Source organism: Streptomyces sp. NPDC047017 (genome assembly GCF_040644175.1).
Classification (GTDB): Bacteria; Actinomycetota; Actinomycetes; order Streptomycetales; family Streptomycetaceae; genus Streptomyces.
Genome location: NZ_JBEYVW010000021.1, coordinates 67,655 through 85,539, shown reverse-complemented (window position 1 = coordinate 85,539; position 17,885 = coordinate 67,655). Strand labels below are relative to the sequence as shown.

The following is a 17,885-nucleotide window of genomic DNA, read 5'->3' as shown; positions in this document are numbered from 1 at the left end:
GGATGTGCAACGGGTGCTCACTGGACTTGCGGAGCGGTTGCGGACCTGGTGGCCGGTGCCGGGAATCGCGATCAGCGTTGTCGACGGGAGCGGCGAGTCCGCGTTCGTCACCGCGGGATTTTCGAACGCGGAGTCCGGGGCGCCGCTCTCCCGCCGCACACGGTTCGAGATCGGTTCCATCAGCAAGACCTTCACCGCCTTCCTGCTCGGCATACTGGCGGACGAGGGGAAGGTGGACCTCGACGCGGCGGTCGCCGACCACCTGCCCTGGTTCGCCCCGAACGGCGGCTCCCGCGCGATCACCGTCCGGCACCTCCTGCAGCACACCTCCGGCCTGGTGGCCGGGGCCGACGCGCTGCCCGATGCCGCCGCACGCGGCTACGCGCTGCGCGGTGCGCGGACCTGGGCCGAACCGGGTGAGTTGTTCCACTACTCCAACGAGGGCTACAACCTGCTGGGGTTGATCGTCGAGCAGGTGACGGGGGAGTCGCTGGCGGACGCCATGGCCGGACGGCTGCTGCGGCCCCTGGGCATGCACGACTCGGCGGCGCGGATCACCCACGAGGACATCGCCGAACTCGCCACCGGGTACCGGTTCCTTCGCGACGACCGCCCGCCGCTACCGTCGGCCCCGCTCGCGCCGGCCGGTTTCTTCGAGTACTCGGCCGCCGACGGGAACGTACTGGCAACCGCTTCCGACCTGGGACTGTTCGCCCGCATGCTGCTGGGCCGGGGCACCCTGGACGGCACCAGGATCATCGGGCCGGAGCGTTTCCGGCAGATCGTCACGGTGCCTGCCGACGCGGCCAGCTCCAGCTACGTGCTCGGCGTGGACGTGGAAGTGATCGACGGCCGCACCTGGCTGACGCACGCCGGCGGGATGGTCGGATACCGCTCGTACCTCGCCGTCGACACCGACGGCGGGCACGGTGTCGCCGTGCTGACCAACGCGCCCGGCGAGTGCCAGATCATCGACCGCTTCGCCCGCCATGTGCTCGCCGTCGTCCAGGGAGCCCCGGCGGACCCGGCGCTGTTCGATCCGGAGCGGATCCCCGACGCCCGGCGCTACGTCGGGACCCACGGAGCGGCGCCGCGCCAGATCCGCGTCGAGGCCACGGGGGACGACCGTCTCTCGCTCACCTCGGACGGGGTGAGCGGCAGGCTGTACGACGCGGGGGACGGGCGGCTGGTGTGCGATCACCCGGAATGGTCCGCCTACCACCACTCTCTGGACGGACGCTGGCTTTACGGACCCGAGTCACTGGGCCCCGGCCCCTGCGCGCCGGCCGCTCCCCCGCACGCGCTCGCGGGTCACTACCGCAGCTACACCCCCTGGTATCCCAGCTTCAGCATCGTGCAGCGGGCGGGACGACTGCACATGATCGCCGCGACCGGCGTGGAAGCGCCCTGCGACGAACCGGAACTCGTGCCGCTCGACGACGGGACGTTCCGCGTCGGAGCCGACCCCCGGCTGCCGGAGCGCCTGACGTCCGGCCCCGCCCCGGACGGCGCGGTGCTCTGGGTCGACCTGGACGGATGCCGCTACACACGCTCGTTCCGGGATCAACCGGAAGCTCGGGAAGCGCCCGTCCGCAGCTCGCGCACCCGGAGCTGAAGGTGCGCGAGCAGCATGGCGTCGGCATCGGCGAAGTCCAGCCCGGAGACCTCGCGGATACGGCGCAGCCGGTAGCGCATGGTGTTGGGGTGGATGTGCAGAGCCTCCGCCGCGGTGTCGGTGGCTCCCGCGGCGGCGAGATAGGCGGCCAGGGTCGTCGCCAGCGGACCGTCCTGGCCCTCTTCCTGGCGCAGCCGGTACAGGGCGCCGCCGGCGTCCGGAAGGCCGAGCGCCTCGGTCGCGTCGGCGAGATGCAGCAGCAGCACCGCCAGCGCCATGTCCTCCACGGTGCGCACGGCCGGTCCGCGGACGGCCGGGTGCCGCAGGGCCCGCAGCGCGGCGTCCGCCTGCACCCGCACATCGGCGATCCGGCGCACCGATTCGGCCGGGCCGCCCACGGCGACGACGTAGTCACCGGCCAGTGGGGTCCGCGCGAGGAAGTCACGGGCCAGGGCGAGGGCCGACTCCAGGGCCGTGGCGTGTTCCGGCGGCCAGGCGGCCAGTACGTATACCGCTCCGGTGCCCGTCACCAGGGCTGAACGGGGATGTACGGCCGCCAGGAAGTACTCCAGGGTGTCCGCGAACCGGCGCAGCCCGGCGGCGTCCAGCGCGTCGGGGCCCGTGCTCTGGGCCATCCGCGGGGCCGCGGCCAGGACGCAGACCGGACCGGAGCCCAACTGCAGCCGACTCGCCTCCACCGGGTCGGCCGCCCCGCCCAGTACGGCAGCGGCCAGCTCGCCGCGCTGACGGCGGACGTAGCTGGTCTCCGTGCGCAGGCCGACCAGCTGCAGCGCGACAAGGGGGGCGAATTCGCGCAGCCGGGCTGTGGCCGCCTCGTCGAGCGGCCCGGGGACGGCGGCCCAGATGTAGCCGAGGACGTCCGAACCGGCCCGGACCGCGATGGCCACCCTTGCCAGCTGATCGGCCCCGGTCGCCTCCATGTACACCGGTTCGGTGCTGGCATGGAGCCGCTCGAACTCTTGGCGCTCGCGCTGTTCGGCGAGCGTCCGCTGGTGGACGGCCCGCCCCAGGATGGTCTCGATCCGCTCGGAGTCGGTCCGGTCCTGCCCCTGCGACCAGGCGACCAGCGCCGAGGAGCGGTCCTCGATGGTGACCGGGGCGCCGACGGCCTCGTAGACCGCGTTCGCCAGGGCGAACAGCTCCGCGCCGCTGCCGGCCGAGCGCACGCTGGTCCTCGCGTACTCGAGCAACTGCTCACGGACGGTCGTCGCCACATGCATCCAGGACGCGTCCGCGTTGACCTCGATGATCGCCGGCTTGTCGTCGGCCGACGGCGGCACCGGGGCCTTCACCGCCAGCACCTCCGCGCCGGCCTGCCGCATGGCCGCGGTCAGCTCGCGCAGCTCGGCCGCCGTGGTCACACCGACCCCCAGCACCACGCACCCGGGGCCGAGCACTGTCGGCGCGCCCGGGGCATGGATGACGACGTCGGTGAGCGGCCCGCCGCCGGTCCCCTCCTGGACCAGGCGCAGCAGCGCCGGCCCGATGTTGTCCACGAGCTGCCGGACGGGCAGGTGCCCCCGAGGGCCGCACTCCCGCATGGTGCACCTCCGACTTCAAAGGTTGTCGAGGACGTCAAGTCTGGGAGACCCACATTGACGATGTCAACGATGATCCGGAGTGACCGTAGCGGGAGCATGGCAGGAGAACGGTCCGGATCAGTGGCACAAGGAGCGCGGATGGCAACGACGGGGACGCACGAGGGCCGGGAACTGCTGGGGCTGTTCCCGCCCGGGACCACCCGGGACGGGAGCGGCGCACTGGTGATCGGCGGCGTACCGGCGGCCGAACTCGCCGATTCCTACGGCACTCCCGCGCTGATTCTCGACGAGGCGTCGGTCCGCGCCCGTGCCCGCCACTACGCCGACGGCCTGGCCGCCCGTTGGCCGAACTCCCGCGCCACCTTCGCTTCCAAGGCCTTCCCCTGCACCGCCGTCATCCGCCTGCTCGCGCAGGAGGGTCTCGGCATCGACGTGGCCGGCGGGGGTGAGCTGACCCTCGCCCTCGCCGCGGGCGCGGACCCGGCCGGCCTGGTCGTCCACGGCAACGCCAAGACCGAGGAGGAGCTGCGCCTCGCCGTCGAGGCCGGCGCCGGGACGGTCGTCGTCGACAACTTCGACGACATCGACCGGCTGGAGAAGATCCTCGCCGGTACCGCGGCGGAGCAGGCAGTACTGGTCCGGGTCACCCCCGGCATCCGCCCCGACACCCACGAGGCCGTGTCCACCGGCCAGAACGGCTCCAAGTTCGGTCTGTCCCTGTCGCAGGCCCGGGCGGCGATAGCGCGGCTGCGTGGCAGCGACCGGCTGCGGCTGGACGGCGTCCACGTGCACGTCGGGTCGCAGATCCTGGACCTCGCACCCTTCGCGCAGGCTGTCGAGGCGGTCGCCGAACTCGGCGAGTTCGCCGTCTACGACCTGGGCGGCGGCCTCGGTTCCCGCTACACCTACGCCGACCGGCCGCCCACGGTGGAGGCGTATCTCGACACCGTCACCGACGTCGCCCGGCGCCTGCTGCCCGCCGACGCCCGCATCCTCATCGAGCCGGGCCGCTCGATGGTCGCCGAGTCCGGTGTCTCGCTGTACCGGGTCGTCTCCGTCAAGCGCGGCGGCGGCCACACCTTCGTCGCCGTCGACGGCGGCATGGGTGACAACCTCGAAGTCTCCCTGTACCAGCAGCGCTTCGAGGCCGCCGTCGCCGGCCGCCCGACCGGCGACGGCGAACTGTGCCACCTGGTGGGCCGGCACTGCGAGTCCGGCGACACCCTCAGTGCCGGCGTCCCGCTGGCGAACCCGCGCGTCGGGGACCTGATCGCCGTGCCGGTCACCGGCGCCTACACCTATGCGCTGAGCAACAACTACAACGGCGCGCGCCGCCCGCCGGTGGTCTTCGTCCGCGACGGCGCGCACCGCGCCGTGGTGCGCCGCGAGACCTACGCCGACCTGATGCGCCGGGATCTGCCGTAGCGGCGCAGCCGAATGAGACAGCGAAGCCCCCGAAACGCTCCGGGCCGGCACGCGATCCTGACGGTTCGATCGCCCGCTGGGCCTCGGGGAAGGTGTCGGTCATCACTGGCCCCTGCGGCTCACTTCCGCTCAAGCGGAAGTGAGCCGATTCTGCGCTCGGAGTGGGACGACACGGCGGTGTCCTTTCCGCGTGAGCGGAGCTGAGCCGGCCCCGGTCCGTTCACCTGGACGCAGAAGACACCGGGGTCGGCCCTGCGGGTGAAGGTCCCGGATTTCCTTGCGATCCCCGCGGGCCGCCCGTCATATGACGTTCGGGGCGGTCCGGTGGAATGTGGCACCGGACCGTTCGTGGGGATCGACTCGTCGACCAGCACAGGCGGCGACCACCCGGGGCCGCGTCGGCGGTGGCGTGCCTAGAAGTTGTCGGGGAAGGGGACGGGGATCGGGTCAGGGATCACCCCGATCAGCACGACCGAGCCGTTGACCTGCGCGGCAGCGCCGATCGCTCCGCCCTCGGCGTAGACGGCGGCGAGCAGCGGGATGAAGATCGCCTCAAGCTCCGGGAATCCCTCGACAGCGTCGCCCAGCACCTGTTCGAGAGCCGAAGCAGTGCTGGTGACCATGGCCACGGCGGGCGAGTTCAGGTGGATCTTGTACCCGAGGTCCAGGAACCCGTAGAGCTCGCACCAGATGGCGGGATCGCTGTCGAGGGACTGCGCGTCGGTGTGCTGTTCGGCTCCGGCCGCCTCCTGTGCCAGCGCGGCCGACTGAGCCCTCGCCTGCATCGCCCGGCGCACGGATGCCTCCAGGTCGAGTCCCGCCTCCAGGCCCCTGCTCTCCGCCTGCTTGCGCGCGAACACTTCCTGGATCTTCTGGACTCGCGCCTGAACCTGTTCCTTTCCGACCTTGCCAGCGCTTGCGGTCATGATCCCCTCCATTCCTCATGAAGTGCCGATGAGCGACACCATTCAGCCCGACCCTCCCCCGCCCGTGCACGACCCGATCCCGCCAAAACTGGATTGTCGTACTTTGTGGCTGCAATCCATGCCGAACGGCGGGCCGGCCCAGTTTCGGCCCTCACCCAGGCATCCGATGGTTCACGACGCGACGTCCGCGCGGTGCGTCCGGTTCCTCCCGCCCCCTCTCGTCCGGTCTTCCCGACAGCCGGCGGGCGGAGCCCACTGGAGCGTCAGCACCGTCCCGGCCTGCCACGCCGAGCGCTCCGTACGAACCAGCAGAGGGCAAAGGCACGGCACGGCCTCCAGGAAGCCGGGGCCTGGCGTCAGGTCCGGGCTCACCGATGGACCGCGCGGTACGCCGCCCGCCTCCCCCAGGCCCACACCTCGCCGCGTTCGCGACGCCCGTCTCCGCGACGTCCTCGCGCGACCGGGGCTCGGGCCCGCCGGCGGCCTCCATCCGCTGCGCGGCCTCAGCGTTGGCCACCAGTTCAGTGGCCTCCGGCAGGGCGTCACCCATCGTGACCGTCACGGCCGGGCCTGACGTTCCGGCCGGCGCCGGACATGTCACCGGCGCGCACACTTCGGCCAGCGGCGGACACATCGGGATCCTGGGCTGAGTGGTCGTCGGAAATCACCTCGTCCCCCGGGTGACTTCATAAGTCCTCCGTGCGACAGAGGGCGTGCAATTTACCGCTCGCGGAACTGACCTGTTCCGAACTGGGTCGGCAGTCACTACCGTGCGCGTCCTGCGTACCGTGAGATGCGGGTGTGGTCGCCGGGGTTCAGTGAGTTTCACCGAGGTCTGAAAATCCTTCCCGAAGGCCGAAAAGCCTTTTCACCGAACGCGCTTCTGCGGATCATGTATCCCGCTCGCCCCTGACGCGCCGTCAATCCCACCCTTCCCGGTATCACCGGATCCGTAGGCCCAGTCCGAGCATCGTCCCCGTCGGGGCCCTCGGCCAACTCGGGACCCTGGTCGCCGACCTCAAGAGCAGCCGCACTCTCTTCATCCGCGGTTCGGTGGCCCTCCAGACCTGATGCGCGGCCTTCTTCCCGCTGCTCGACAGCGGCGACGCCACCATGACACCTCTGGTGCTCGCCGGAATGGGTGTGATCATTCCGGCGACGCACTGCGTTCAAGTCGCCACCGTCGCCGACACTATTCCGGTGCGAGTCCGGTACTCCGGCACCTCACTGATCACCGAACCGGTGCCGCGCTCGGTGATGGCCCAGCATCCATGATCTCCAGCGCCCCTCGGAGTGGGCAGTCCCTCGACCGGCGCGACGTGATATATGGTCAGCGTATGCGCCCTCAGTCTGGACGGCGCGGTGGCATTCTTCCGCGTTCTCCCGAAGCCCGGGCCCCGGCGGAGCAGGCGTCGGCACTGCCCGCATGTGTGGGTGAGGCATGACCGGCCGTCCCGTTTTCCGCAGCGGCCCGTTGAGGTACGCCACCGCCGAGCGCTTCGGTCGGCCCCGCCCCCCGGCTTCGCCGACTCCCGCCACGCCGGCCGGCGCCGTCTGCCCGCAGCCACCGTCCCGTCTCGACGCCGTGATGGGTCCACCCCGCGACCGGCGTCCCCAGAGCGAGGACTGCCTACAGCTGGCCGTCACGGCTCCGGCGGACCGCCCCGCACGCATGTCGCCGGGCCGCCCGGTGCTGATCTGGTTCCACGGGGGCGGGTTCAGCAGCGGTGCGGGCATCCTCGACTGGTACGACGGCGGCGCCCTCGCCGCGGAGCAGGATGTGGTCGTCGTCAGCGTCGGCTACCGGCTCGGCGCGCTCGGCTACCTCCTCCTGGACGGCGTCAGCGCCGGCAACCTGGGACTGTGGGATCAGGTGGAGGCATTGCGCTGGGTGCGTGACCACATCGCCCGCTTCGGCGGGGACCCCGGCAACGTGACCCTCTTCGGCCAGTCGGCCGGTGCGCTGTCCATTCGGTTGCTGATGGACGTGCCTGAGGCACGCGGCCTGTTCCGACGGGCGATCCTGCAAAGCGCCCCGCTGGCCGCCGGCATCCGACCGGCGGACGAGGCACACGACCTCGGCCGCGTCTTCGCCGCCCACCTCGGCACCGACCCGCGTACTGCCGAACCCGACAGGATGCTGGCCGCCCAGGCGCGGACCGCAGCCGAGCAGCGACGCCGTACGGGCAATTTCCTGATTCCCCCTTTCGGACCGGTGATTGGCATCGGTCCACTGCCCGCCGAGACGGGTCCGCCCAGCTTTCCCGAGGGCACCCCGGAGGTCCTGTACGGATGGAATGGCGACGACATGTCCGCCTTCCCCGAGGGCCCGGACGACACCGGGAGTGTGGCGGAGCGCACCCGGCGCGTGTACGAGGCCCCGCTCACGGCCCTGCGTGGCGAACTGGAGCGGGCCGGTGCCCGCGTGCACGGCTACCGGCTGGACTGGCGTCCACCGGGCTCCCCGTTCGGAGCCACCCACTGCGTCGAGATCCCCCTGCTCCTCGGCTCCGCGGACGCCTGGCGGAACTCACCGATGCTGGGGGACCTCGACTGGGCGCAGGTGGACGCGGTCGGCCGTCGGATGCGTGCGGCCTGGGCCGCCTTCGCCCGCGACGGGGCCGCGGGTCCGCTGCCGACACCGCTGGTGGCACTCGCGGGCTGAGGACACCGCGCGGCCCTTCTTGCCGTCCAGGAGGAGGCGGTGGCCGGACCGTCCGGGCGGAGCCGAGCGACCCACCGTCAGTGGTCACATCGTCATCACTAGTGCCGCATCAGGCAACGTTTGCCCTGTCGTGCGGACGGGCGGGCCAGGGTCCGTCTTCAAACGGATCTTGCGCAGAGCAGGAACGACGTGAGTGTGACCGCTGCTTCGCAGGAAGTGGCGGTCTTGTCGTGTCGGGTAGCGATACCGCGGAAGCTCTTGAGTCGGTCGACACAGGGTTCGACGGTGTTGCGTCGGTGGTGGACCGCCCGGTCGAACCGCGGTGGGCGGTCGCCGTCACGGCCCCGGTCATGGCGGTGGCGTTGCTGGTCGCGCTGCTCACGATGGAAGCGTTGGTCCACTGCTTCGACCCTCTTCCGTCGGCTCTGGTTCTGAGTCCATGGAGTCGACCTCCGGTCGCGGGATGGCCACGCGTGCGGTGCTTGACAAGGCGGCACCCTCATTCCACTATTCATCTATTCGACTAGTTGACAAGTGGTGAGGTGCGTGCGGTATTACATCGAGAGACGTCGTGGGGTCACGGCCCATCAGCAGATCGTCGAGCAGACCAAGAGGGCTGTGAGGATGGGCGTGCTCAAGCCCGGCGATCGGCTGCCGACCGCGCGTGAGGTGGCCGAGACCTGCGCGGTGAATCCCAACACCACGCTCAAGGCGTACCGAGAGCTCGACCGGGACGGAGTGGTGGAGCTGCGGCAGGGGGTCGGCACCTTCATCGCCGGCGCCGCGCAAGCGGTGGCCGGCACTGTGGCCGCTTCGGAGTCGCCGCTTTATGCCGGACTGAAGCAGTGGGTAGGGCGGGCGCTGGATGTGGGCCTGGCGGAGGAGGACGTGCGGGACCTGGTCGAGTTGATTCTGCAGGAATGCCGGGAGTCCGAGCCCCGGGCCGTCGAAGGGGGCCGAGACCATCATGCGTGAAGGTTCTGAACGGGCGTTGGTGCGAGACGATCAACAGACAGCCCTGGAAGTGCGGGGGCTCGGCCGGCAGTACGGGCGCACATGGGTACTGCGCGATGCGACGTTCCGGCTCCCCGCTGGACGGGTGTGCGGGCTCGTGGGGCCCAATGGAGCGGGTAAGACGACGATGCTGGAGATCATCGCGGGGCTGCGCACACCGTCTGCCGGCCAGGCCGAGGTCTTCGGCGAACCGGCAGGCGGAGCGGAGGCACGTCAGCGGGTGGCGTTCCTGCCGCAGGAAAAGCCGCTGTTCGCAAGGTTCACCGTGGCCGAGACGCTGCGGTTGGGCCGGGAGCTGAACCCGCGCTGGGACCAGGCGCTGGCCGAGAACTTCGTGCGGGCGGGTTCGGTTCCGCTCGACGCCAAGGTGGGGAAGCTATCGGGTGGCCAGCGCACCCGAGTCGCGCTGTCGGTGGCCCTGGGCAAGCGTCCCGATCTACTTCTCCTGGATGAGCCTCTGGCCGATCTCGATCCGCTGGTGCGCCGGCAGACTGTCTCCGCTCTGCTGGGAGAGGTCGCCGAACGCGGTATCACCGTTCTGCTCTCCAGCCATCTGGTGGCCGAGCTGGACACTCTGTGCGACTATCTGCTGCTCGTAGCCGAGGGCGGCCTCCGCCTCGCCGGGGACGTGGATGAGATCGTCAGCGTCCACCGCATGCTCTCCGCACCCACCGCGCGTATAGCTACGGACTCGGACGGGCTGCCCACGGGGCTGCAAGATCACGCGGTGGTGCATACGAATGGCGATCACCGGTTCACCACCGCGCTGGTGCGCCCGGGAGGACCTCTCGACCCCGTATGGGACGTCACCGCGCCGACCTTGGAGGAAGTGGTGCTCGCCTATCTGGAGCAGAACACTTCCTCACCCCTCATCAGCCCTCACTCACATGTGCCCGGCCCGGAAACGAAGGTGGCCAGATGAGCGGGACCGTACAGCCTCGGACGACGAGCGAAGACTTTTCAGGTACACCTCGGCGCGGGCGGACCGGACGCGTGCGCCTGAGCGGGTTGCCTTGGCTGGTGTGGCGGCAGCACAGGCTCACATTCGTTCTGCTGCTCGCAGCAGGCGCCGCCACAACGGCCGGTGTGCTCTGGTTGGCCCAGGACGCGACCAGCGCGGTAGCCGCCGTCGAGGGGCCGCATCCGTCCCTTGCCAAGGTGGCAGCTCTCGACAGCGTCTACCAACGACTGGAGCCGGTCGGCTTGGCGCTGACCTGCCTGCCGTTTGTCATCGGTGTGTTCGTCGGCGCCCCGCTGTTCGCCGGTGATCTGGAGACCGGTACCGCCAAGTTCGTAGGGGTCCAGTCCCGCAGCCGCTGGAACTGGGTGACGACGAAACTGCTCATGGCCGCTTCGTTCGTGATCGTTGTGGCGTTGTCCACCGGTCTCGCCGTGAAGGCTCTGTGGTCCCCGCTGGCCCGTCATGCGGCCGTCAACGCCGACTTCACGACCGCGGGCGGATTCGACACCACGGGACCGGTTGTGGTGGCCCTGTCCCTGCTCGGTCTGCTGATCGGTGCTGCCAGCGGGTTGCTTCTGCGGCGGACGCTGCCCGCGATGGTGACCACCTTCATCGTCCTGCTGGCAGTGAAGGCTGTCTGGGGATCGGTGCGAATGATGTTCGCTCCCACATTGACGAAGACGACGGGTGGTGGCCGGTTCGGCAGCGAGGACTTCCCTCAGATCAGTGCCAGTGCCCTGTCGATAGACCATTCCTATGTCACAGGTGACGGATCACTGGTGGGGTGGGGCAGCTGCGTCAACGCGGAGGACAGTCCCGCCTGCCTGCGAGACAAAGGCGTAGTCGGCTGGTCGGTCGAGTACCTTCCTTACTCCCACATGAACGCCATGCAGTGGGCAGCCGCCGGCGCACTCGCAGCCCTGATCGCCGTAACAGTGGGCGTTGTGGCCTATGCCGCGCGGCGCACTATGCGCTGACGCAGCTCGTGGATCGCTGGTCGCCGGCGCTCCTCGGCTGCCGCCGAGACGCCCACCCTAGGTGGGTGCAGCACACAGCCCGGTTTCCGCGGCTTCGCCGATACGCCTCGCACCCGATGCCGTTCACCCGAAGAAGCGTGCCTCGCGGTGGTGCGGGGACGGGCCGTCGAGCAGGTCGCGGTCGTCGATGCCGCGCAGCCAGCGGTCGAAGAAGGCGGTGAGGTAGGCGCGCTGGGTGCGGACGACGCGTCCGGGCGCGAGCGTGCCGATGCTCGCCTCGGCCGTGCCGGCGGGCAGGTGGAGGTCGCGGGCGATCTGCGGAAGGAGGCTCTCGGCGTCGGGGTACGTCGCGTGCTCGGCGCCGACCGGGGTCAGGCCCCGGTGCCAGCCGCGGCTGTGCCGCCACAGCGCGTCCCAGGAAGGCACTGTGCGGCGGGTGTTGCCGTCCTTGCCGATCAGCAGGAACGGGCGGTCGAGGCCGGCCTCGGTCACCGGCGCGAGGTAGCCGTGGTCGCCGTCGTCCGTCCTGCACGTAGGCCGTCACGCCGTCGAAGTTCGCGCCGGCCACGATCCGCGGCGGGTCGTCGTACATCGCCTGGAGCGTGGTGAAACCGCCAGCCGACCGGCCGAACATCCCGACCCGTCCGACGTCGCCCAGGGTCCGTCTTCGAAGATCATCCAGTGGTGGATCATGGTGGAGTGATACGCCGCCATGAACTCAGCGGTCAGGAGTGGAAGTTACTCGCTCCACTGATACCGGGGGCTGCTACTGGGCGGCCGCGTGTGTCGGACCGGCGGGGCGTCAACGGGATGGTCTACAGGATCCGCACCGGCATCTCGTGGCGTGACCTGCCGGAACGTCACAGGCCGTGGAAGACCGTCTCACCCGCTTCCGCCGCTACGCCCTGACGGGCGTGTTCACCCAGGCTCCGCAGCAGATCCAGTCCCGTGCGGACGCGGTCGGCGACATCGACCGGCTCGTCCAGATCGACTCCACCATCGTCCGCGCCCACCCACACGCCGCCGCGACCGGCCGAAATCAGCCACACCGAATTCCAAGATCCCCGGCAGCGTCAGGCACCACATCCGGACCCGGCGAGCCGAAGCCGGCCTCAACTCGTCGGCTTCCGGGAGCCGGGATGCGGCGTAGGGCGCTAGCGGATCGGCTGCGGGGCGGCGCTCAGGCGCAGGCAGCGCGGCTGCCAGTTCAGGCTCCAGGACCAGCGCAGGGCGTCGCGGGTGTTCGGGCCGTAGACGCCGTCGGCGGTGACGCCGGCCAGCTGCTGCGCCCGCTTGAGGGCCTTCGTGGTGGCGGGGCCGAAATCGCCGTCCTCGGCCAGGCGGGTGACTCCGTCGTAGTAGCACCCGTTCAGGGTCTGCTGGAGGGCGCGGACGCTTTCGCCGGAGTTGCCCGCCTGGAGGGTGCAGAAGTTGCTCTGAGCCGCGTCGAGCGGCACCACGGTGATGTAGCCGGCGGCGTCGGTGTACCCGCCGAAGCTCGTGCAGGTCGGAATCGCCGCAGATGCCGGAGCGGCGCCGGTGGTGATCGCGCTGAGCGAGATCGTGGCGATGGCGGCGAGGCCGGCGAGTGTGCGCTTCATGACTGGGCTCCCCCTGAGAGGCGTGATCGGGATGTGCCGCCGGAGGGCGACGACCGAAAGCTAACAACGCGGCCCCGGTCGCCGTCTCCCCTCTCCCGCCCCGTCCCTGCCGTCCCGCCCGTCCCACCGGGCCCCGGGATGCTCCGGGACAGGCTCCGAACCCGTCCTTCCCACACCCTCGGTCCTTCTTTCTCACCGCGTCCCAGGGACGGCCCGGATTCCCGTTGTGCGGGGGCGGCGTCCAACTGCGGCCGGACCACTGCGGCTTCGGGTGCAGACGCCCGCAGGCCCTGGTGTCCGTACCGGCTGACAGGTACCTCAGTCCCCCGCCGTGGCCGAGCCGACTCCGTCTCCGGGGCTGGAGGCGTTGGTTCGCGGCGCCAACTGGGTCGTAGCGCGTGGGGGCCGGCCGGGCCGCCGACCGCCCGTCCCTTCGACGGAAGCTTTCAGAACGGGCGGTCCCCGTCTCCGGATCGGGGCGTGGGCCGGCGGGGCCCGCAGGTGCGGGACCCGCCGGGATGGGTTCAGGAGCCGGCGTGGCTCCCGTCGTCGCAGAACATGGGGATGTTGGGGGTGCCGCCCGGGAAGCCGGAGGGTACGGCCTTGAGGCTCCAGGGATTGCCGCCGTTGCCCTTCACCTCGGTGCCGCAGGAGCCGTATCCGGTGTGGTGGTCGTCGCCCAGGGGCAGGCTGGAGAAGGACCGGAAGTCGCCGCGCTGTACGGGTCCGCTCGTGGGCCGGCCGTTCTGGTCGACCATGTGCCCGTCGAGGTAGAGGTACAGGTTGGGCATGTAACTCTGGTAGACGAGGCCGGTGGTGGGGGTGTCGTCGATGTCGGCCGCCGCGGTGGACTTGACCGTCCCTCCGGCGCAGAAGCCCATGCTGACGTTCTGCCAGATCGGGGGCGCCATGTTGAACAACGACCCCTGGGGGTTGCCGCCGCCGTCGAGAGCGGGCTTGCGGAAGAAGAGGCTGTAGATGTCGCCGGCCGTGTCCGCCACCTCGGCGGGGATCGAGCGCTGGTCGGCCAGGCTCTTCAGTTTGCCCACCCACGCGCTCATCCGGGCGTCGGTGTCGGGCGCTTCATCGAGTGGGCGGTAGCCGATGCTGCCGCCGCTGACGTACTTGGTGGTCAGGCACTTGCCGGTGGAGTCGATGGCGGTCGGCTGCCGGCCCGGGCGGTATGCCTGGCCGGGGGTGACACCGGTCTCCAGCGGATTGGCCACATGGGTCGTCCGACCGGTGACGTTGCCGTCCTTGGCGTCGAAGGACAGGTCGGGCAGGGTGACGCCGAGCGATCCGTAGTCCTTGACGGTGGCCTGGACGAAGTCCCGTGCGAACGGGGCGATCTCGGTGTTTCCCGTCCTGCCGGTGTCCGTCAGTTCCTCGGACCCCGGAATGATCTTGCCGTCCGGGCCGACGACGTACGACGTGTCGATATGCGTCCTGATCTTGTAGGAGCGGTCGTCGTCGAAGGTGTGCTCGTCGATCGTGGCCGGCGGCGCCGGTATCGCGAAGCCGAGCCAGTCGGACTGGGAGGGGTGGTTGTTGGGGTCCGTCCCCGCCTTCTCGACGTCCGCGCCCCATGCCTTGACGGCAGTGGACACGTTGCTGCCGAGGCAGAGATCGTTGTACGTGGTGCCGTCGCAGACCTGGAAGTTGGACAGGCCCACCAGCCGTCCGTGGTTGTCGAAGGTCGGGCCGCCCGTGGTCCGTGAGTGGGCCCAGTCGTAGATGGTCTGACGCGTCCGCATCGGGGTGTCCATCAGCCAGGGCGTGTCGGTGTCCAGATTCTGGTTGCTCTCGAAGATCGCGGCCGCGTCGAAGGTGTGGTGCTCGTAGGTCCCCTCCACGGGGACGAACGCCAGCGCGTCGTAGGCGACGTCCAGGTCGCCGGAGGTGGAGTCGCTGGTGACGTTGGTGAGGGAGACCTTGGCGTTCGGCCCCAGCTGGAAGTAGCCGAGGGTCACCCAGTCGTTGTTGGCCTTCGACTGGTCGATGATCCGCTCACGGACCTTGCCGTCCTTCGTGGTGATCTCGTAGTGCGCGCTCTTCGTCGTGTGTGAGGGATAGGGGACGAACGCCTGGATCCGGTAGATGTGGTCGCCCAGGTGCGGTGTCCATGTGCCGCTGGTCGTGAGGTAGTTGTCCCAGTTGTTGGGCTGGCGGGCGTGGGAGAACCAGTAGTGTCCCCCGAAGCCGCCGCCGATCTGGTGCAGATCCTCCTTGGCCTCGTACCGCCCCTCGTCGTCGGGGCGGAATTCCCACGAGAAGGAGCCGTTGCTGGACCATCCCCTCGTGCCGCAGCGGTTCTGCGGGGCCCCGTCCGGCTCGTCGTCGACGAGCACCGTGCCGCTCGGCAGCGCGGCCGAGTCGCACGGCCCGAGCTTGGGATGGGCGTCCCCGGGCTCACCGCGCACCGTCTTGTAGGTGAGGTACTCGTTGCCGCACTCCCCCACCGGGCCGCCCGGGACCGTCGGCTTGCTGCCACAGTTCTTCCAGGTGACATCGTGGTTGAACCAGTGCTGGTTGTAGCAGGCCACGGTGTGGCACACGGGAGGGTTGAACGGGTCGCATCCGTTGGTGGTGTCGCAGAACGTCCCGGCCGGCGGCTTGACGGCGTAGGTGCGCTCCGAGGGGTTGACCCACCACGCCGCGGCAAAACCGTGGGTGTTGCCCTTGTTCAGGTTGCCGTTGTCGTCGTAGGAGTGTCCGGTGTCGATGGGGAACGCTCCCCATCCCATCACCTTCTCCTCGTAGGACCAGTTCTGCGGCTTGGCGGCGTCCGCGTAGTGGTTGTTGTCCAGGAACGCCCCGCGGTCCATCGGGTACTTGGGGTTGGAGGGGTTGTTGGCCCATCCCAGGCCCCAGGCGGCGGGGTCGTCCGTATTGCTGCCGCGCGGGTTCAGGCCGCCGTTGTAGTCCCAGACCGCGGCGAACCAGTTCTCCGGGCGGGCCGCGTCGTCGTCATTGAGCTTGATCTGCGTTCCCGCGGTGTGCAGTTCGTTCCACTTGTCCTGGAGGATGCGTACCGAGTACGCGATGCCGGTGGCGTAGTCCAGGGCGACGGCTCGCTGCTGGTCGGGGGGCAGCAGGGACTCGCCCGGTTTGGGGTGCCCGGACAGGCGCATGCCGTCGGTGGCCTGGCCGATGCCGTAACCGCAGTCGGCCTTGTCCCAGTCGATCTTCCAGACACGGTTCGGGTCGTATCCCGTGGTCCCGGGATAGATGTTGGTGCCGTAGAAGTTGCCGATCAGCGGGTTTCCGTATTCGCCCGGCTCCGCGTGCGAGCTGGCCTGCCAGAGATTGGACTCCTGCGTCAGGATGCCCAGCAGGACCTGGGCCGGAATCCGGCCGCCGCCGGCCACCGGGAGCGGCGGGAACATGCCCTGGGGCGACCAGGCCGGCAGGCCCGAGTTGTGCCAGTTGGCCGGGCGGGCGAGGTGGTCGGAGGTCAGCAACCCGCGGATCGCCATGTCCGCCGCCCACTCCACCTGAGCCGGAGTCGGCTGGTAGACCTGCGTGTTCACGTCGTTGCGCGGCACCGAACAGGAGCGCTCGCCGTCCGCCGGATCGCTCGCGGTGTCCCCCGTGGCCGCACTCCTGGCTCCGGATGCCGCAAGGGCCCGTTTGACGGCGGTACGTCCGCCCGCGATGAACGGGAGCAGGGGTGAGGGCCTGGCACCGGTAGCGGTCTGCGCCGCGGTGGGCCGGGTGGCGACCGTGAAGGCCAGCGGCTTGCCGGAGCCGGTTGCCGTCGCCTTGATGTCGACGGGCTCGGCGGACCGCGTCCCGGCCCGCAGCGGAGACGCCACCTGGTCCGCGAGGTGCCGCGGGGCTGCCTGCACCACCGCCAGCTTGCCGTCCGTGGACAGCTCCGCCTGGGCCGGCGCGGTGGAGAGGCGGCGTACGGGGTCGGGAAGTCCAGCCGCGGGCTCCGACCGGCCCGTCACGAAGACCTTGCCGGCCCTGCCCTGGGCCAGGCCGACCTGCCCGACGCTGCCTCTGGCCAGGGTGGTGACCGTACGGCCCTGGAGGTGCTGGACGTTGACCTTGCCGTCGCGGGCGGGCTCCAGGAAGGTGACGTCGCCGCGGGCATCGGGGTGCAGGCGCGTCGGCGTACCGTGCGTGGTCGCGACGACCTGTGCCCTGCCGCCCGGCGCGACCTTGATCAGGTGCGGTCCGGAGGCGGCGACGACGTCCTTGCCCAGCGGGATCGCGGAGGTCACCTGGCCATCGGCCGCAGCCGTGGAGACGACCGTCCCGGAGGTGGTGTCGACCGTCTGCAGTCGGGTCTGCTCGCCTTTCGCGTCCGAGGACGCCTGGGTGACCACCGCGTTCTCGCCGGTCCCGCAACCGGGGTCGAAGTAGGCCAGGCTCGCGTTCAGGGCCAGCTTGGTCACCTTCCCCGAGTCCAGATCGATCACGGCCGTGAAGGCGCCGCGGTCGAAGAGTTCGGGCCGGTTGGCGAAGGCCCGGGGAGCGTATACGGCCACGGCTCGTCTGCCCGATCCGGTGACACAGGCGTTGCCGATCCACTGATCGGTCTCGAGTCCCGGCTCGGACAGCGTGGCCACGGTCCGCCAGGTGTAGCCGGTATCGGCGTCCGCGACCAGCATGTGGAACCCGGTGGCGTCGCCCGCCGTCGTCCAAGCACGGTCGCCGGAGCTCTTCCAGTCCTTGCCGAGCAGGTCGGCGCGCTGGTCGGGGGCCACCGTGTCGGGTGGTGAACCCGCGGGCGGCGGGGACGCGGCCTCGGCCGGGCCTGCCCAGGCGGCGCTGCCCTGCAGCAGCCCGGCCATGATGGCCAGTGCTGCCGACATGAACAGTGGTGCCCGCGCGGTGCGGGTGGGTCTGCGAAGTCTCAAGGGGAATCCTGGTGTTGTAGGGGCACACCCGTGTCGGCGGCACGTGACGCGAAGTCATGCGGAGACATGCGAGTCATGCGGAGCCATGCCGACTTATGCCGACTCATGGAGAGAAGGCAGGGATGGTCGTCCTGCCCGTGTGTTCAAGGACGTTGAGGCCCGGGGCACCAGGCGGTGGCCTGGCGCACCGAGCGGTGGCCCGGGGCACCGGGCGGGCAGAGCCGATGGCGCTGCCGGAACCCGGAGCGCACCGCACGCTAGCCCCGCGGCG

At 70.3% G+C, this 17,885-nt stretch carries 14 protein-coding genes; 8 read left to right on the top strand and 6 right to left on the bottom strand.

The genetic code is table 11. From position 1 onward, the window contains the following. Positions 1 to 13 precede the first annotated feature (13 nt). Positions 14 to 1,615: a serine hydrolase domain-containing protein gene (locus ABZ858_RS29965; protein WP_361385442.1), complete on the top strand. Its 1,602-nt coding sequence runs from the start codon at positions 14 to 16 to the stop codon at positions 1,613 to 1,615. Here the strand turns inward: ABZ858_RS29965 and ABZ858_RS29960 are convergent. Further along, complete coding sequence (locus ABZ858_RS29960; RefSeq protein WP_361385439.1) at positions 1,564 to 3,177, bottom strand: helix-turn-helix domain-containing protein; 1,614 nt, start codon at positions 3,175 to 3,177, stop codon at positions 1,564 to 1,566. The genes ABZ858_RS29965 and ABZ858_RS29960 overlap by 52 nt on opposite strands. A gap of 138 nt (positions 3,178 to 3,315) precedes the next feature. Between ABZ858_RS29960 and lysA the strand changes: the two genes are divergently transcribed. Continuing rightward, complete coding sequence (gene lysA / locus ABZ858_RS29955; protein ID WP_361385435.1) at positions 3,316 to 4,602, top strand: diaminopimelate decarboxylase; 1,287 nt, start codon at positions 3,316 to 3,318, stop codon at positions 4,600 to 4,602. Positions 4,603 to 5,015: 413 nt separating this feature from the next. Here the strand turns inward: lysA and ABZ858_RS29950 are convergent, their stop codons facing one another. After that, positions 5,016 to 5,528 (bottom strand): hypothetical protein, encoded by a 513-nt coding sequence (locus ABZ858_RS29950; protein ID WP_361385432.1) that lies wholly within the window; start codon positions 5,526 to 5,528, stop codon positions 5,016 to 5,018. A gap of 1,113 nt (positions 5,529 to 6,641) precedes the next feature. On the opposite strand from ABZ858_RS29950, the gene ABZ858_RS29945 reads away from it, so the two are divergent. The 5 genes from ABZ858_RS29945 to ABZ858_RS29925 all read left to right on the top strand — a co-directional run bounded on the left by ABZ858_RS29945 (position 6,642) and on the right by ABZ858_RS29925 (position 11,145). Further along, positions 6,642 to 6,803, top strand: a complete 162-nt coding sequence (locus tag ABZ858_RS29945; protein ID WP_361385429.1) for a hypothetical protein — start codon at positions 6,642 to 6,644, stop codon at positions 6,801 to 6,803. A gap of 166 nt (positions 6,804 to 6,969) precedes the next feature. Next, entirely contained in the window at positions 6,970 to 8,193 is a 1,224-nt protein-coding gene (locus ABZ858_RS29940) for a carboxylesterase family protein (RefSeq protein ID WP_361385425.1), read from the top strand. 546 nt (positions 8,194 to 8,739) lie between these two features. Further along, positions 8,740 to 9,168, top strand: a complete 429-nt coding sequence (locus tag ABZ858_RS29935; protein ID WP_361385422.1) for a GntR family transcriptional regulator — start codon at positions 8,740 to 8,742, stop codon at positions 9,166 to 9,168. After that, a complete protein-coding gene (locus tag ABZ858_RS29930; RefSeq protein ID WP_361385418.1) occupies positions 9,161 to 10,129 on the top strand; it encodes an ABC transporter ATP-binding protein in 969 nt (322 codons plus the stop codon). Before ABZ858_RS29935 ends, ABZ858_RS29930 begins: the two co-directional genes overlap by 8 nt. Then, positions 10,126 to 11,145: an ABC transporter permease gene (locus ABZ858_RS29925; protein ID WP_361385415.1), complete on the top strand. Its 1,020-nt coding sequence runs from the start codon at positions 10,126 to 10,128 to the stop codon at positions 11,143 to 11,145. The genes ABZ858_RS29930 and ABZ858_RS29925 overlap by 4 nt, the downstream gene beginning before the upstream one ends. 123 nt (positions 11,146 to 11,268) lie before the next feature. Here ABZ858_RS29925 and ABZ858_RS29920 read toward each other — a convergent pair whose 3' ends face one another. Continuing rightward, complete coding sequence (locus ABZ858_RS29920) at positions 11,269 to 11,637, bottom strand: hypothetical protein (protein WP_361385411.1); 369 nt, start codon at positions 11,635 to 11,637, stop codon at positions 11,269 to 11,271. A 189-nt stretch (positions 11,638 to 11,826) separates the two neighbouring features. On the opposite strand from ABZ858_RS29920, the gene ABZ858_RS29915 reads away from it, so the two are divergent. Then, positions 11,827 to 12,054 carry a transposase gene (locus ABZ858_RS29915; protein WP_361385408.1) on the top strand — a complete coding sequence of 76 codons (228 nt, stop codon included), beginning with the start codon at positions 11,827 to 11,829 and terminating at the stop codon, positions 12,052 to 12,054. Here ABZ858_RS29915 and ABZ858_RS29910 read toward each other — a convergent pair. The 3 genes from ABZ858_RS29910 to ABZ858_RS29900 all read right to left on the bottom strand — a co-directional run bounded on the left by ABZ858_RS29910 (position 12,006) and on the right by ABZ858_RS29900 (position 17,614). Then, complete coding sequence (locus tag ABZ858_RS29910; RefSeq protein ID WP_361385660.1) at positions 12,006 to 12,194, bottom strand: hypothetical protein; 189 nt, start codon at positions 12,192 to 12,194, stop codon at positions 12,006 to 12,008. The two genes, ABZ858_RS29915 and ABZ858_RS29910, sit on opposite strands and share 49 nt — an antisense overlap. A gap of 105 nt (positions 12,195 to 12,299) precedes the next feature. Then, a complete protein-coding gene (locus ABZ858_RS29905; protein WP_361385405.1) occupies positions 12,300 to 12,746 on the bottom strand; it encodes a peptidoglycan-binding domain-containing protein in 447 nt (148 codons plus the stop codon). Between the two features lie 524 nt (positions 12,747 to 13,270). Continuing rightward, complete coding sequence (locus tag ABZ858_RS29900; RefSeq protein ID WP_361385402.1) at positions 13,271 to 17,614, bottom strand: hypothetical protein; 4,344 nt, start codon at positions 17,612 to 17,614, stop codon at positions 13,271 to 13,273. Positions 17,615 to 17,885: the final 271 nt, after the last annotated feature.